Genomic DNA, 15402 nt, shown 5'->3' on the forward strand with positions numbered 1-15402 from the left:
GGCCATTATTCAAAATCCCTTCTTCGCTACCACGATTTACTTCACCCCAAAAAGGTGAGCCGGGATTTTTGTTTTATCAGGAATTTAATAAAACAGACCAAACTTATGCAAAAAAAGACTATCTCCCAAAAATGGGTATTGCTTATGCGTATATCTGTACTTCAGCTAATTCTGCTCCTGACTCTGCTAAGTAATGTTCATGCCAATGAAAGCAATGCGCAAGGTTTGCTAAGCTACAAAGTAACCATTCAGGCAGAGAACAAAAAGATTGATCAGGTTTTTCGGGACATCGAGCAGCAGGTCCCGGCGAGATTTGTTTTCAGCCCGAAGTTGATCCGGTCGGACCGTTACGTCAACTTCGTTGCAAAAAACCAACCGCTGGTCTTCGTGTTGGATCAACTGCTTCAGCCTTTGAACCTGAAGTACAGGATCTCATCCAATAAAGTAATTGTTATCAGCCGGGAAAGCAAAGGAGAAGAGGATGAAAGTCTCGGGCTCCCCGTTGGCGAAAGTCACACCGGCAGCCTGACTGATGAAAGCGTCCCGGATGCGACCGAAATTACCGGTACCGTCCGGAGCGAAACGGGCGAAGGTCTCCCGGGTGTGAGTATTTTGGTAAAAGGCACCAGTAATGGCACTACCACCGATATCGAAGGCAACTATACGCTCGAGATCCGCGATGAAACCAATGCGACGCTTGTTTTTTCATTCGTGGGCTACGTGACTCAGGAGCTCACGCTGGGAAACAGGAAGGTTCTGGAAGTAGACATGGTTCCCGACAATCAAAACCTTGACGAAGTAGTTGTAGTGGCCTTCGGTACGCAACGAAAAGAAAGCGTCGTAGGCGCAATTTCAACCGTTTCGGCCAAAGACCTCAAGGTACCTGTGAGTAAGCTCAGCAATGCGCTGGCGGGCCAGGTAGCAGGGATCGTTTCGGTGCAGGGTACCGGCGAACCCGGTGCAGGATCAAGTTTCTGGATCAGGGGAATCAGTTCTTTCGGAGCCAATAACAGGCCACTTATACTGGTTGACGGAATTGAACGCCCGCTTGACCTGGTTGATCCGGAAGACGTTGAATCATTTTCTATCCTGAAAGATGCTACCGCCACGGCCGTATATGGCGTCAGAGGAGCGAATGGCATTGTGTTAATCACCACAAAAAAAGGGAAGTATTCCGACAAACCTACCATCAACGCCCGCTTTGAAAGAGGTCATCTCTCCCCGACGCGTATTCCCAAGCTGGCCGATGCCGCGCAATGGATCGATTACTATAACGACATCAGCTACGACGCCAACGGCTCTATTCCTTTCCCTGATCATATCCGTCAAAAATATCTCTCCGGTGAAGACCCCGATCTTTACCCGAACGTCGACTGGATGAAAACCATTTTCAAGGACGCAACCAGCAGCAATCGGCTCAACATGAACGTATCGGGCGGCGGAAAAATCGCACGTTACTACGTTGCCGGCTCTTTCTACAACGAAAACGGAATTTTTAACCCGGTGGTAACCAAAACTTATAACCCATCGGTCAACTACAACAAATTCAGTTTCCGGTCGAACCTCGACATTGACATTACCAAAACGACCGAACTTTCGCTCAACCTGGCCAACACCTACGAAAATAAAAACCGCCTGGGGGTAAACATGGGAACCATGTACGACATCGTCATGATCACACCGCCCATCTCTATTCCGCCTTACTATTCTGACGGAACACACGCCCAGCCGCTGGTAGGCAGTAACCCCTACTATGCCCTCAATAGTACCGGTTTTTCCCAGGACTTCTGGAATACCTCCCAGTCTCTTATCAACCTGACGCAGGACCTGAGCCCTTTCGTGATCAAGGGACTCAAGTTCAATGTCAAATTCTCCTGGGACGCCACCAATGAGTCGACGCTCGATAAACGGAAAAACCCGGCCACCTACTATGCTACCGGTCGTAACGAAGACGGAAGCCTGATCTTCCATAAAAACGCCGACGGAAGCGACTATCTGTCGCTCGCCAGATCCAACCGCGGCACCAAAACCACTAACCTCGAATCGTCGCTTATTTATGACAATCTCTTCGGGACAGACCATCGTGTTGGCGCCATGTTCCTTTTTGCCAGAAGAGAGCATACCGACAACTTCCCCGGAAACTATATCGCCGCCTTTCCCTACCGGAACATTGGTATTGCCGGCAGGACCACCTACGGCTTTCGGAATAAGCTCTTTTTCGAGGCCAACTTCGGCTACAATGGCTCGGAGAACTTTGCTCCCGACAGGCGTTTCGGCTTCTTCCCTTCAGTAGCACTGGGTTATACGATCAGCAATGAAACGTTCTTCAAAGAACTGCTGCCACAGGTAAACCTGTTGAAATTCAGAGGATCTCACGGCTACATCGGAAGCGATAAAATCGGTGGTGACCGTCGTTTTGCCTATAATTCGGAAATGCAGTTCACCGGAGGATATCACTTCGGCAGCACAGGTCAGCGCTACGTGGGCGGCATTGCTACCGGCCACCCCGGAAACCCGAACGTAGCGTGGGAAAACGCAATCAAAACCAATATCGGAGTGGAACTAGGCGTGTGGGACCAACTGAAACTCCAGATGGACTATTTCAATGAGAAACGAGAAGGCATTTACATACTACAACAGAGTGTTCCGTCGATCGTTGGCGTCAATGTGGCACAATATGTCAATCTCGGGAAAATGGAGAACAAAGGGGTAGATGCCTCATTGGAATATACCTACACCAAGGGAGATTGGCTGGTATCAGGCAGGGGAAATTTCACCTATAACCGTAATAAAAAACTGTACGACGACAGGCCTACGCCAATCTGGGCATACCAGGAAGAAGCAGGTAAATCTCATCTCCAGCAATTCGGCCTGGTTTCGCTCGGGTTGTTTGAATCGTACCAGGATATTGAAAACAGCCCCGACCAGAAGTTTGGAAGCGTTCAGCCGGGCGATATTAAGTACAAAGACATAAATGGCGACGGTATGGTAGACAGCTATGACCGGATTGCAATCGGGCGTACGACCGTTCCCGAAATCTCATGGGGCTTCGGCATAAGCGCCAAGTATAAAAACTTCGATCTTTCCGGCTTTTTCCAAGGCGTGGGCAATGTAACCCGCATCATTAGCGGCGAACCCTTAATGGGCCCTTCCGGCAGTATACTGGTCAACGGCCAGATTTTCTCGGAGGTAGCCGAGAAGCGGTGGACGCCCAGAAACCCCAACCCAGACGCGGAGTTTCCCCGACTGAGCCTGGCTTTTAACGAAAATAACCGCCAGAGCTCCACCTATTATCAGCGCGACATGAGTTTTGTCCGCCTGAAAAATGCTGAAGCGGGTTATACCCTTCCGAAGAAAATGATCCAACGCCTCGGCCTGAGCACGGTAAGGGTATATGCGCAGGCGGTCAACTTACTAACATTCAGTAAATTCAAAATGTGGGACCCGGAACTAGACACCTCCTTTGGTAACATCTACCCGCAAATGAAAGTCGTCAATTTTGGCCTGAACCTAAACTTCTAACCCGATGAAGAAGCAACTAATAAAATACTGCGGGGTCTTGTCGATATCCTTCCTGCTTACTACTTTGACCTCCTGCGATAACTACTTGTCCGTCGAACTTCAGAACGCCATCTCAATGGACGAAGTTTTTAACAAGCGCAATACTACCGAACAGTATCTGGCACAGGTATATGGTTTCCTGCCTAATGAAATGGATGCCGTATCGGGCGAAGGTTCAGTCATTCCGCGATCTGACGAAGGTATGTTTTCCTGGCTATCGGGGGTTTCATGGCTCAATATGAACAACGGCTCCTGGGGGCCTACAACCGGTGCCTACCAAACCTGGGCTCTGAACTACCAGGGGATCAAACAGGCAACCATCTTCATGGACAATGTGCACAAAAACGTCGAAATAGATGACCAGGCCAAAGAAGTCATGAAAGCGGAGGCAAGGTTTATCAGGGCTTTTCTCTACTTCGAGCTTCTGCGTAAATACGGTCCTGTATATATCTGGGGTGACAAAGACACCGATATCACCATACGCCCCGAAACGGTCGACCGCCATACTGCCGATGAAAATTTTGATTTCATCCTGTCGGAATTTGACAAATGCATCCCGCTTCTCCCCGCCTCCTGGACCGACGAAGCCTGGACCGGCAGAGCGACCAAAGGCGCAGTACTAGCCGCCAAATCAAGAGCGACCCTCTACCGGGCGAGGCCGCTGTTCAACGGTGCCGATTTTCTGAAAGGAATGACCAACCTGGATGGTAAGAGTATTTTCCCGCAGTCAACGAACCCTGCACATTGGGAAGCAGCTGCGAAAGCCGCGAAGGACCTGATCGATCTCAACCAGTACCAACTCTATACTGACAATACCGAGACCGATCCGATGCGAAAGGCAGTCAGGTCCTACATGGGCATCTATTTCAAATTCTGGAACCAGGAGATCATTTGGGGCCGGTGGATTAACAACGCATCCGCCTGGGTCGTTCGCGCTAATCCACCGCGTGCGGTACGCGAGGGTTACGGTGGCTATGCCCCTTCACTTAAACTGGTCGACACCTACCCGATGGCAGCTTCCGGGCGCTTCCCGGTAACCGGCTACGAGGCAGACGGGCAACCGAAAATCGACGCAAAATCGGGCTATAAAGAAGATGGTTTTACCAACGGCTTCCTGCACCCGATCGACAACTGGGCGCCGGTAAAAGCCCATAACAGTACGGTCGGCCGCGACGCCCGTTTTTATGCTTCCGTGCTGCCCAACGGCTTCAATTGGTACAACCGTGCCAAAGGCGATAAGGTCATTACATTTTACAACGGCGGAACTTCTTCTTACCAGGCTTCCGGAGACTGCGTGAAAGCCGGCTACCTATGGAGGCGACAGAATGATCCCAACAACAATACGGAAGAAGGAAGATGGGGGCAATTTACCTGGCCCTATTTCAGGCTTGGGGAGATCTTTCTGAACTATGCCGAAGCCTGCAATGAAAAACCGCAGCGCGACGAAACAGAAGCGCTCAATTACATCAATAAGATAAGAGCGCGTGCAGGACTTAACAAAATGGAAGAAGCCTATCCCGAAGTGGTCGGCAACCAGGCATTGCTCAGAACGCTCATCCAAAAGGAGCGGATGGTAGAAATGGCCTTCGAATCGCACCGCTACCACGATGCCCGTACCTGGCTGATCGCGGAAAAGGAGTTTGTTGGCCCCAATTACACCCGCAATTTACAAGCGACCAACTACGAAGACTCCTGGCAGCGTACCGCCACGCTCTTCCCTGGAGTGCGTGTTTTTGAAAAAAAACACTACTTCTTCCCAATCCATCAGACGCAATTGAACGAGATGAAGAACTTCACCCAAAACTATGGGTGGTAAGCAAGACAGGCAATCGGATTCTTTGTCATGGTTTAATCACTAAATATTTACCTATTCGGATGAAATCTGTTTTTTCAAAAATAGCAATTCCGGTAGCCGGTCTTTTGTTGCTGGCTGCCTGCAAAGACCACCGTATGGACAAAATGATAGACGATTCCGTCTACCTGGTCAATACGGGGATCAATGAGCAGAAAATTTTTACCGGCGAGGGCTTCTCCTACGCCGTAACGGCAATCAAAGCCGGTACCGGCCGGCAAAGCGGAACCGTGGGACTGACCGTTAACGAAAGCCTTTTGCCGGAATACGGAAGCGAATACACGCTGCTTCCGGACAACTATTATTCCCTCGGGCAAAATCAGATTAACTTTGGAAAAGCCGACTACCAGCTGGCCTTCGACGTAACGTTTGATGCAGCCGGAATACGGGCATTGAAAGCATCGACCGGGCTCACTTATGCTATCCCATTTGAGCTCACCACCGTTGAGGGAGGCCTGAAGCCCGCGCCGGCGCCCGGACAAAGTGTTTCGATAGTCGTTCCACTGGTACTCGATCCGTGGATCGGGTTTAAAGTTCCAGGCCTGCAAGGTATTGCTTCTTCCATCAATAGCGGTTCGCCCTCCGAAACGAAATTTAACCTGTTCGTTTCTACCAACTACCACAACCAATGGGACCTTTCCTATGACATCGTCGTTGACGCGGCTGCCCTGGAGGCTTATAACCAAGCCAACAAAACAACATACAAACTTCTGCCCGCCGAAGCCTACCGGCTCGACACAGAAGCGTTGTCCGTTCCCAAACTGCAAAACGAAAATTCATTTACTTATTATCTCCTCAAAGACAAAGCTGCAGCAGGTACCTATATGCTCCCTTTGCGGATCAGCTCCGTTTCCAAACACGGCATTGACCCCGACCGGTCGCTGATGCTGATCCCTGTCACGATCGAGTAACACATGCTTAACTAAGGCGCTGTTGCTAAAAGGAACAACACTTTGTATTCTTTTACGACAGCGCCACTACCTCCCAAACCCGCAACGACAAATCAATGACAAATCGAATTTACCTGATCGGCTGTCTTTTTAGCATTCTGTTAAATGCTTCGGCGGCATTTTCTCAAAAAGTAAAGCCATTTAAACTTCTGAAATCCGAAAAAAAAGAAGGCTTTCATGTATTGTTCGACGGCACTTCAATGGAGGCCTGGAAAGGCAACACCGCCGAATATGTGCTTGAGGAGGGTACTATCACCATGCGCCCTACACAGGGAGAAGGCGGGAATTTGTACACCAAAGACGAATTTTCTGATTTCATACTGCGATTTGAATTCCTGCTGAGCCCGGCCGGCAATAATGGCCTCGGTCTTCGGCACGATTATGTCACGAAAGGTTACAGCGGGATGGAGCTGCAGATCCTCGACAATGAGCACCCGGATTACGAAAGCCTGGAGCCTGGCCAATACCACGGCTCCGTGTATAAAATAATACCTGCAAAACGCGGCTTCCTGAAACCGGCGGGCACGTGGAACTACCAGGAGGTAATTGCAGAGGGCGACCACATCCGTGTGTTTCTCAATGGTGAGAAAATTCTCGATGGACACCTGAAAGAAGCGACCGCCAAGCTCAGCCCCGGTTCGTTCCAGCAAGCCGTGCTCAACCCCAGTGGGCATATTGCCTTTCTCGGTCACGGTTCGCTCGTCAAATTCAGAAATATCAGAATAAAAGTTCTTAAGTAGTGTCAATTCAGGAGATGTCACCTCAAACGGTATACCATCGATCTATCCCTTCAAACAAGTATGTCCCTTTTAAAAAGCTCCAGAAGAACCTTTTTACGCCAATCTGCGATAGGCGCTTTCAGTTTCAGCATTCTGCCGTCGCTACGTGGTAAAGTCCGGGCCAGTGACCGGCTTCGCATCGCCCACATCGGTCTGGGCGGCATGGGAAACGCGCATATTCGATGGTTTGCTAATTTGCCCGAAGTAGAAATTGTCGCACTTTGTGACGTAGACCGGAATCGGTTGGCAGAGACATACCAACGTCTTCAAAAAATACACCCTAATACGAAAGTTGATACCTATTCGGACTTCAGACATATCCTCGAACGTAAAGATATTGATGCCATTACCTGTGCTACGCCGGATCACTGGCACGCTCAAATAGCCTGCCTGGCCTTCGAAGCGGGAAAAGACGTCTACGGCGAAAAGCCGCTTTCGTACGATGTCTACGAAGGCCGGAAAATGCTGGAATATTGCCGGAAGTACAACCGCATATTCCAGATGGGCAATCAGATTCATGCCGGCGAAAACTTTCACCGGGTAGTGGAGCTCATTCGATCGGGCAGCATCGGGACTGTCAATAAAGTCCACTTATGGAAAACAGGCGGCGCACCCAATCTTGGTAATCCACCGCCCCTTCCAGTGCCCGCAGCCCTTGACTGGGACATGTGGCTCGGACCAGCTCCCTATACCGCTTACATTCCCGAAAAATGCCACGGAACCTACCGTTATTTCCTGGATTACTCCGGCGGAGTATTCGCCGATTTCTGGTGTCACATTGCCGACATCGCTTTCTGGGCGCTCAACCCGCAGGGACTAAAAAAAATCAGCGCACGCGGTAAAGCGCCTGACGGGATAGCAGATGCCCCCGAGTGGATAGAGGTAGACTATGAATATGAAGACCTCGATATATCCTGGCGGCCCGCACCGCCGAAGAATTATGCAGGCACCGAAAAAATGGGTATTGGTGCAGTTTTTGAAGGAAGCAACGGTATTCTCCTGTGCGATTACGACAAGCGGGAAATCGTCATAAATGGCGAAAAGCTCGAAGACCTGGCATCAGTAGCCCAAACGCTGCCCCGTTCGCCGGGCCACCAGCAAAACTTTGTCAATGCCGTCAAATCCAGGATACAGCCCGAATCAAACCTCGAATATGCCCGTCAAATGACATTACCCATGCATTTGGGACTTATTTCATACCGCCTTGAACGCGGTCTGGAATGGGATGCAGCAAATGAAAAGTTTGTAAATGACAGGGCGGCCAACCGCCTGCTCAGAAGAAAACCGCGAAAAAAATGGGATTTACTATGAGGGTATCTCCCCCTGCCAGCCCTGGATAATCCTGGTTAGAGGACCATAATCGACCAGGAAACCGTCGTGGCCGTACAGCGAGTCAATTTCCTGGTAAGTGGAATCTGGGATGTGAGTCTGAAGGAAATACTGCTCCCGGACGGGGAACAACAAATCAGAAGCAATTCCGATAATAAGTGTAGGCAGCGCTATACCCTGCAAAGCACTCACAAGACCGTTCCGGTTTCTGCCGACATTGTGGGTATCCATCATTTTGGTGAGGGTCCAATAGGAAAATGCGTTAAAACGACGGATAAATTTTTCTCCCTGGTACTGCTGATAAGTAGCGGCCCTGAAATCATCAATCTGATCAGAATTATCGCGGGCCTGTGAAAAATTGTAAGTATCGTAATGACGGTAGGTCAGCATCGCAATCGACCTGGCAGCCTTCAGTCCCTCAAGACCCGCGTCCAGGCTGTCATTTTTCCAGGTATGGTCGGCAGCGATAGCCATACGTTGCGATTCATTGAAGGCAATTCCCCAGGGCGAATGGCTGGCATTGGCAGCGATCAGGATGAGCTTTCGGATGGCTTTCGGATATTCAATCACCCATTCCAACGCCTGTTGACCGCCCAGTGACCCGCCTATGCAGACCTGGATGCTGTCAATCTCAAGGTGCTCCCGCAAGAGCTCCATAGCCGCCACTACATCCCTTACGGTAATGAGCGGAAACCGGTGGAAGAAAGGCTGTCCGTTTTCCGGATCAACCGAAAGCGGGCTGGTGCTGCCGTAGCAGGAGCCGATAACATTGGCACATACGATGAAGTGCTCCCCGGGATTATAAAGTTTTCCTTCTCCAACGAGCCCGTGCCACCAGTCGTTCGGGTTGGCATTCCCGGTCAGCGCATGGCAAACCCAGATTACATTCGATTTTTGTTCGTTGAGTTTCCCATAGGTGGTGTAAGCGAGTTCAAATCCCGGGAGATACCTGCCCTGCTCCAGGTTGAACTGGAAAGGATACTTGAAAACTTTGGTTACCGGCTGCATTCAATGTCAAAATAAAATACGTTACTATAGCCTGCAGAAAGGCATCTGAGCGGTATCAGGGGCGCATCTGCCGATGCGCCCCCCAAAAACCTGCCACTTACCGCACTGCGGCAAATGCTCCTTCAAAATCAGCTTTAATGTCATCGGCATGCTCAATCCCTACCGACACGCGCAGAACGCCGGGAACAACACCCGCCGACAGCTGCTCCGCTTCTGACAGCTGCGAGTGCGTGGTGCTGGACGGGTGGATGATCAGCGTTTTTGCATCCCCCAGGTTGGCCAAATGACTCACCCACTTAAGCGAGTTGACAAATTTATCCGCGGCTTCTTTGCCTGCTTTCAGTTTGAACGACAGCACTGAACCGAACAACCCGCGCTCAAAATATTTCCGGGCCAGGCCATGGTACTTGTTCTCTTTCAAACCCAGGTAGTCCACGTACTCAACGTCCGGGTGAGCCTGGAGCCATTCCGCCAGTTTCAATGCGTTTTCCCCCGAACGCTCCACGCGCAGGCTCAGCGTCTCAACCCCCTGGAGCAACAGGAAAGAATTGAAAGGGCTTTGAGCCGGACCCCAGTCGCGAAGCCCTTCCACGCGCGCCCGAAGTACGAACTGGATATTACCGAAAGGTCCTTTTTTACCGAACACATCATTCAATACCAGGCCGTGGTAGCTGGCCGAAGGCTCGGTAAACTGCGGGTACTTTCCATTCCCCCAGTCGTAGGTACCGGCATCGACGATCACACCGCCCATGCTTGTACCGTGCCCGCCGATCCACTTGGTAGCGGACTCCACCACGATGTGAGCGCCCCATTTGATCGGCCGTATCAGCGCGCCGCCGGCGCCGAAAGTATTGTCTACAATTAGCGGCAGGTCATATTTCGCGGCAAGCGCAGAGAATTTCTCAAAATCAGGAATGCTGTAGCTCGGATTCGCGGAACTCTCGAGGAAAATCGCTTTGGTCCGTTCGTCTATCAGTTTTTCAAAGCTGCTGATGTCGTCCCCATCCGCAAAACGCGCCTCTACACCAATATTTTTAAAGGAGTTCTTGAACTGGTTATACGTTCCGCCGTACAGGAAAGAGGTAGTCACGAAGTTGTCGCCAACCGTTGTAATATTGTTAAGGGCAAGAAACTGTGCGGAGTGCCCCGACGCAGTAGCGAGCGCCGCAATACCACCTTCCAACGCCGCAATCCGCTTCTCGAATACGTCGGTCGTCGGATTCATGATACGCGTATAGATGTTCCCAAACTCTTTCAGCGCAAACAAATTTGCTCCGTGCTCGGAGCTATTGAAGGTATAGGAAGTAGTCTGATACAAAGGTACGGCCCTGGAATTGGTTACCGGGTCGGGCTGTTGGCCGGCATGAAGCTGAAGTGTTTCGAACTTTAGGGTTTGATCTGACATAATGCAATCGATTTGAATATGAATACGAAAATAGTTGAATAACCGTAAATGCCGGGAAAGCCCGCGGGGACCGGCACACACCTCTTCCGATGAGTAGTAGTCCCTTACAAACGCAAGGGACATCGATCTGAAAGGGACATACAGAAGTTTCCCGGAACGACTGTCGGGCAGCTTGCAATTTTATCGGGCCGCAGAGCCGGAGGCAAGAAAACGAAATCCCTCTGTTGGGAAGGAGTGTGGCAGAATAGGTTCATACGCTGTTTTATATTTCCTAATTACTTAGGTGGGAGTTAGCACCTTGTCGCTTTGACAGGTTGCCAGAGGATCATAGAGCCCAGTCTCTCCCCTCTTCTTTATAAATCAACTACCAGGATCCCGGAGAATTGATTGATTCTACAATAATAAATTCAAATTCCGGCAAAACCAAATTGCATGACGCAACCCGGGCACAAGAACTTTTTCTACATGTTACCGGAGATGCCGCCCGGAACTGTTAAATTTGCGGTCTCACAGCACGCGACATGAACAAAAGGAAACCCCGGTTTACGGAAAGCTCCCGGTCCCAGTCTACTACGCCGCTAAAGGAAGTGTTTGATAAATACCTGGAGGTATACCGGTTGAAAGAGCGCTTTGACGAAACTTACGTAACAGCCCACTGGGAAAAGATTATGGGAAAGCCCATAGCTTCCCGGACGGTCTCTGTTTTCGTGAAAGGAAACGTATTGTATGTCCAACTCGATTCGGCTCCGCTCCGCGAAGAACTTGTGCGGGCAAGAAATAAAATTCTGAAGCTGGTCAATGCCGAAATGGGGAAAGACCTTGTGCGTGATATTGTCTATTTTTGATCATGATTTTTCCCGCTCCTCTTCAACCAGGTGATAAAATCGGTATCGTTGCCCCGTCGGGCGCCATCCGCTATCCTGACGATATTCTCCACGGCTATCAGCTGCTGACCAGCCAGGGCTGGGCGGTAGTGGAAGGAATTTCCCCTTCTCTTCGCTACTTCCAATACGCGGGCACCGACGAAGAGCGGCTCATGGACCTGCAGTTCATGCTTGATCATCCCGGGATCCGGGCCATTATCGCGGTTCGGGGTGGCTATGGCTGCTCCCGGATTATTGACCGGCTGGATTTTACGGGTTTCAAGCGCTATCCCAAATGGCTGGTCGGGTTCAGCGATATTACACTGCTCCTGTCACATCTTGAAAAGCTGGGCCACGCGGCGATACACGGCCCTATGGTGAAACATCTTGATGCAAATCCCGCTGCCACAGAATCGCTGTTCGACCTCCTGAAAGGCCGCCCGGTTGCTTACTCGGTGAATCCGCACCCGCAAAACCGTCCGGGGAAAGTTACCGGCGGGTTGATCGGGGGTAACCTCTGCCTGCTGGCGCACGGCATCGGTTCGGCGTCGGAAATTGACACGCGCGCCAGGATTCTCTTTATTGAAGATGTAGGCGAACCGCTCTACAACCTCGACCGCATGATGTGGCAGCTCCGGCGGGCGGGAAAGCTCCGCCACCTGGCCGGTCTCGTTGCCGGCAGGTTTACCGACTGCAAGGGTACGCCTGAAAGTTTTGGCAGTGATGCGGTTCAGATTATTGCCGATCACGTAAGTGCCTTTTCCTACCCGGTGGCGTTTGAATTCCCCTTCGGACATGTCGATGACAACCGGCCGCTCGTGGTCGGGGCAGCTGCCAGGTTGTCGGTCAGCCCGGAACAGGTCTCAATTACCATTCCGCAACCCGAACACGAGGCTCGTGCAATTACCGCTGAAGCCGAAAGAGTTGGATAGGATATTGCGCATTCCGCCGGTCTGCATGAAATCTTTTACCGGAACGAGCCCAAACCGTTCGACCGGCTGCTCAAACCGCAAATTAGGGTAGATCTCGTTGTAGTTGAGTGATAAAAGGCTGTAAACCGCTTCAATAGCGCCCGCAGCCCCGAGGGTATGGCCCGTATAACTTTTGGTAGAGCTAAAGTAAGGCAGGCGCCCGAACACTTTCTGCATCCCCAGCAATTCCATTTCGTCGTTGTTGATTGTCCCCGTCCCATGCATATTGACGTAGTCAATTTCACCCGGGGCAATCCCGGCGGATTTCAGTGCACGCCCGATCGAAGAGACTACGCCCGTAGCTTCGGGAGAAATAGCCGAAGCATGGTACGCATCATTGCTGTTCCCATAGCCGAGCACTTGTCCGTAATGGCTTTTTCCCTGCACCTCCGGCCCGGCCTCGAGAACAAGATACGCAGCTCCTTCACCCAGGTTCAAACCATCACGCCGCTCGTCAAAGGGAACGCAAAGAGACTCACTCAGGATTCGCAACGAATTGAACCCGTTTACCGTATACTTGGCGAGGCTGTCGGCGCCCCCCACGATCACCCGCTTCATCCTGCCCGAACGGATCAGCCGGTAACCAAGCGCAATGGCGTTGGCAGATGAAGAGCAAGCGGTATTGATCGTATCCGAAAATCCGTGTATCCCGAAGTGCGCAGCCAGGTGCCGGGTATGCGCGGAGGCGGCGTAAGATTGCAGGTAGGGCGAGGCTTCCCCAAGGTCATTGGCATCCTGGTAAAGCTGATCCGTGTAACACATACCGCCTACTGTAGAAGCGCTTATCAGCCCGGTATCGGGCCGGCTCAGCAGCTCCCGGCTTATGCCTGCATCTGCAACGGCCTCCGAAAAAGCCAGGTAAGCAAGCATACAGGTACGTGTAAAATTTTCAAATGAACCAGGCCCTAAATGCGCACGCAAAGCGCCATCCGACTGCTTTACTTCCCCGAAGTAGAAATCTCCCGTATAGCGCGATTCAAAAAAATCTGCCCTTGAGAGACCATGTTGCCCCCGGGAAAGCGCTGCCCGGTTTTGCGACGTCCCCATTCCCAACGGAGATACAATTCCCAAACCGGTAATTAAAACCTGGATCATTTAAAATCGCTTCTCAGGCATTCTGATGCGCCTGGATGTATCCTGCCATGTGGTTCACGTCTATGAGAATTTTTCGTCCCTCGGCAGGGTTATTGATTTTGATCCCGTACTCGCGCTCAAGCAAAACGACAAGTTCGAGGGAATCAATAGAATCAAGCCCGAGGTCACCGCCAAAGAGTGGCTCGTCGTTCCTGATGTCTTCCGGTTTAACGTCCAGGAGGTTGAGGTATTGTACAATTTGCTTCTTAAGCGTCTCTTTCAAAGCATCTGCGTTTTGTTCGGACATACAATATTATGAGATAAGTCTATACTAGTTTTTCAGCGCGCAAACGCAGGTAGATCCCCGCGATACAAGCCATAATAAATCCTGAAACGGACAAAATTACCCACTTTAAGTCGGTCCAGCTTCCTTCTTTCAAAAAAAGAATATAAAACCCCTGAAGACACCATTGCAGCGGTGAAAATTTGCTGATCACCTGCATAAAATCGGGCATAATAAAAGTGGGGACCCAAATTCCCCCCAACGCCGCAAACAGAACGATCGAGATGGCTCCAAACCCGTTGGCCTGCTCCTGGCTCCTGGCGAAAGTCCCTACCAGCAGGGCATAGCAAACCGCGGCAAGACTGCTTAACAGTACCACCGTGGCAAATGCCGTGAAATTCGCGGGGATGGTCAGCTTGTAAAGCCCGATTTTCTCAAAAACGAGAACACCCACCGAAAAGATAAGCACTACCTGCAAGACAGCGAGCATCATGTAAACCAGCATCTTGCTTATTATTACGAGGAAGAAACTCGCAGGCATAGTTTTCAGGCGTAAAAAACTACCGTTGTTCCGTTCCTTCACGACGTTTGCACCGAGTGACACTACCATAAAAAACATCGCGAAAATGGTCCAGGCGGGTACGTTGTGCTGGGTGCTGTTCGGGCGCAGGCCTGCACTCCCCCGCCCTACCGCAAAAGTCTCGATGGCGACACGGTTAGAGAGCATACGTTCCTTCAGATCATCAGGTTGGGTTTCTATTTCCGCATCATGGTACAACTGGTCAATTACAAGCGCCGTCTCTACATTGGTTACATAAGCACCGATAATATTCTGAATCGAAAAGGTAAAATTTTCCTGTAAAACCGGGTCGAAGAAAAAAGAAACCCTGGGCTTGGGCTGCGTAACCACGGCGGAGTCACTTTCATTCATACCAAGATCGCGCTGCATGAGCGAACTTATTTCCTTGGCCCCGCTGCTGAGCCTGGCTGTGAAATCCGGCGGAATATAAAGCGCCATCAAAAGTCCTTTGTTTAACAGCTCCTGGTTCAGCAAATCAGGCGAAAGCTCGTTTTGAAGGGTAAACTCGAACATGCCTGATCCAGAGAGCTTGTCAAGCAACTGGGCACCGGAACCGCCGCGATCGTGGTTAACCGCCAACATGCTGATTTTATTTTCTGCGGCGATACGGGTTGCGCTGTCCTGGATAATGGTAATCACAAAAACCAGCAACAGCGGCATTACAAACATCAGGAGAAGACCTATTTTGTCATTCCACAACAACAAACACTCCTTTTTAACCGATGCCAAAAGCTTGTTCATAAATCC

At 50.8% G+C, this 15402-nt stretch carries 12 protein-coding genes and 1 riboswitch; of the genes, 7 read left to right on the forward strand and 5 right to left on the reverse strand.

All coding sequences use genetic code 11. The annotated features are described in order from the left end of the window. Window positions 1–105: 105 nt before the first annotated feature. The 5 genes from ABD852_RS05515 (at window position 106) to ABD852_RS05535 (ending at window position 8453) form a co-directional block, all read left to right on the forward strand. Window positions 106–3522: a SusC/RagA family TonB-linked outer membrane protein gene (locus ABD852_RS05515; protein ID WP_345027030.1), complete on the forward strand. Its 3417-nt coding sequence runs from the start codon at window positions 106–108 to the stop codon at window positions 3520–3522. Window positions 3523–3526: 4 nt separating this feature from the next. Then, window positions 3527–5377 carry a RagB/SusD family nutrient uptake outer membrane protein gene (locus ABD852_RS05520; RefSeq protein WP_345027031.1) on the forward strand — a complete coding sequence of 617 codons (1851 nt, stop codon included), beginning with the start codon at window positions 3527–3529 and terminating at the stop codon, window positions 5375–5377. 59 nt (window positions 5378–5436) lie between these two features. Further along, window positions 5437–6324: a DUF1735 domain-containing protein gene (locus ABD852_RS05525; RefSeq protein ID WP_345027032.1), complete on the forward strand. Its 888-nt coding sequence runs from the start codon at window positions 5437–5439 to the stop codon at window positions 6322–6324. A gap of 95 nt (window positions 6325–6419) precedes the next feature. Further along, window positions 6420–7103: a 3-keto-disaccharide hydrolase gene (locus tag ABD852_RS05530; protein ID WP_345027033.1), complete on the forward strand. Its 684-nt coding sequence runs from the start codon at window positions 6420–6422 to the stop codon at window positions 7101–7103. A 60-nt stretch (window positions 7104–7163) separates the two neighbouring features. Beyond that, window positions 7164–8453: a Gfo/Idh/MocA family protein gene (locus tag ABD852_RS05535; protein WP_345027034.1), complete on the forward strand. Its 1290-nt coding sequence runs from the start codon at window positions 7164–7166 to the stop codon at window positions 8451–8453. Here the strand turns inward: ABD852_RS05535 and ABD852_RS05540 are convergent. Together ABD852_RS05540 and ABD852_RS05545 are read right to left on the reverse strand one after the other, a co-directional pair. Next, window positions 8448–9479: a homoserine O-acetyltransferase family protein gene (locus ABD852_RS05540; RefSeq protein ID WP_345027035.1), complete on the reverse strand. Its 1032-nt coding sequence runs from the start codon at window positions 9477–9479 to the stop codon at window positions 8448–8450. The two genes, ABD852_RS05535 and ABD852_RS05540, sit on opposite strands and share 6 nt — an antisense overlap. Window positions 9480–9576: 97 nt before the next feature. Further along, window positions 9577–10884 carry an O-acetylhomoserine aminocarboxypropyltransferase/cysteine synthase family protein gene (locus ABD852_RS05545; RefSeq protein WP_345027036.1) on the reverse strand — a complete coding sequence of 436 codons (1308 nt, stop codon included), beginning with the start codon at window positions 10882–10884 and terminating at the stop codon, window positions 9577–9579. A gap of 259 nt (window positions 10885–11143) precedes the next feature. Then, window positions 11144–11246, reverse strand: a riboswitch (SAM riboswitch). Between the two features lie 159 nt (window positions 11247–11405). Here ABD852_RS05545 and ABD852_RS05550 point away from each other — a divergent pair. Both ABD852_RS05550 and ABD852_RS05555 read left to right on the forward strand, forming a co-directional pair. Continuing rightward, window positions 11406–11729: a DciA family protein gene (locus ABD852_RS05550; RefSeq protein WP_345027037.1), complete on the forward strand. Its 324-nt coding sequence runs from the start codon at window positions 11406–11408 to the stop codon at window positions 11727–11729. Between the two features lie 2 nt (window positions 11730–11731). Continuing rightward, on the forward strand, window positions 11732–12679 hold the full coding sequence (locus tag ABD852_RS05555) for a S66 peptidase family protein (RefSeq protein ID WP_345027038.1): 948 nt from the start codon (window positions 11732–11734) through the stop codon (window positions 12677–12679). On the opposite strand, the gene ABD852_RS05560 is transcribed toward ABD852_RS05555, so the two are convergent. Genes ABD852_RS05560 through ABD852_RS05570 form a run of 3 tightly spaced genes read right to left on the reverse strand, consistent with a single transcriptional unit; the run spans window position 12611 to window position 15396 of the window. Beyond that, window positions 12611–13813, reverse strand: coding sequence for a beta-ketoacyl-[acyl-carrier-protein] synthase family protein (locus tag ABD852_RS05560; RefSeq protein WP_345027039.1), 1203 nt, complete (start codon window positions 13811–13813; stop codon window positions 12611–12613). The genes ABD852_RS05555 and ABD852_RS05560 overlap by 69 nt on opposite strands. A 13-nt stretch (window positions 13814–13826) precedes the next feature. Further along, the gene (locus ABD852_RS05565) at window positions 13827–14099 is read right to left on the reverse strand and encodes a phosphopantetheine-binding protein (protein ID WP_345027040.1); all 273 of its coding nucleotides are present in this window, start codon (window positions 14097–14099) and stop codon (window positions 13827–13829) included. Between the two features lie 19 nt (window positions 14100–14118). Continuing rightward, window positions 14119–15396 (reverse strand): ABC transporter permease, encoded by a 1278-nt coding sequence (locus ABD852_RS05570; protein ID WP_345027041.1) that lies wholly within the window; start codon window positions 15394–15396, stop codon window positions 14119–14121. Window positions 15397–15402: the final 6 nt, after the last annotated feature.

It is taken from the genome of Ravibacter arvi (assembly GCF_039540405.1).
GTDB classification, from domain to species: domain Bacteria; phylum Bacteroidota; class Bacteroidia; order Cytophagales; family Spirosomataceae; genus Ravibacter; species Ravibacter arvi.

Coding starts and splice junctions, on each gene's coding strand:
- ABD852_RS05515 (WP_345027030.1), top strand. CDS start 106: ATGCAAAAAAAGACTATCTCCCAAAAATGGGTATTGCTTATGCGTATA.
- ABD852_RS05520 (WP_345027031.1), top strand. CDS start 3,527: ATGAAGAAGCAACTAATAAAATACTGCGGGGTCTTGTCGATATCCTTC.
- ABD852_RS05525 (WP_345027032.1), top strand. CDS start 5,437: ATGAAATCTGTTTTTTCAAAAATAGCAATTCCGGTAGCCGGTCTTTTG.
- ABD852_RS05530 (WP_345027033.1), top strand. CDS start 6,420: ATGACAAATCGAATTTACCTGATCGGCTGTCTTTTTAGCATTCTGTTA.
- ABD852_RS05535 (WP_345027034.1), top strand. CDS start 7,164: ATGTCCCTTTTAAAAAGCTCCAGAAGAACCTTTTTACGCCAATCTGCG.
- ABD852_RS05540 (WP_345027035.1), bottom strand. CDS start 9,479: ATGCAGCCGGTAACCAAAGTTTTCAAGTATCCTTTCCAGTTCAACCTG.
- ABD852_RS05545 (WP_345027036.1), bottom strand. CDS start 10,884: ATGTCAGATCAAACCCTAAAGTTCGAAACACTTCAGCTTCATGCCGGC.
- ABD852_RS05550 (WP_345027037.1), top strand. CDS start 11,406: ATGAACAAAAGGAAACCCCGGTTTACGGAAAGCTCCCGGTCCCAGTCT.
- ABD852_RS05555 (WP_345027038.1), top strand. CDS start 11,732: ATGATTTTTCCCGCTCCTCTTCAACCAGGTGATAAAATCGGTATCGTT.
- ABD852_RS05560 (WP_345027039.1), bottom strand. CDS start 13,813: ATGATCCAGGTTTTAATTACCGGTTTGGGAATTGTATCTCCGTTGGGA.
- ABD852_RS05565 (WP_345027040.1), bottom strand. CDS start 14,099: ATGTCCGAACAAAACGCAGATGCTTTGAAAGAGACGCTTAAGAAGCAA.
- ABD852_RS05570 (WP_345027041.1), bottom strand. CDS start 15,396: ATGAACAAGCTTTTGGCATCGGTTAAAAAGGAGTGTTTGTTGTTGTGG.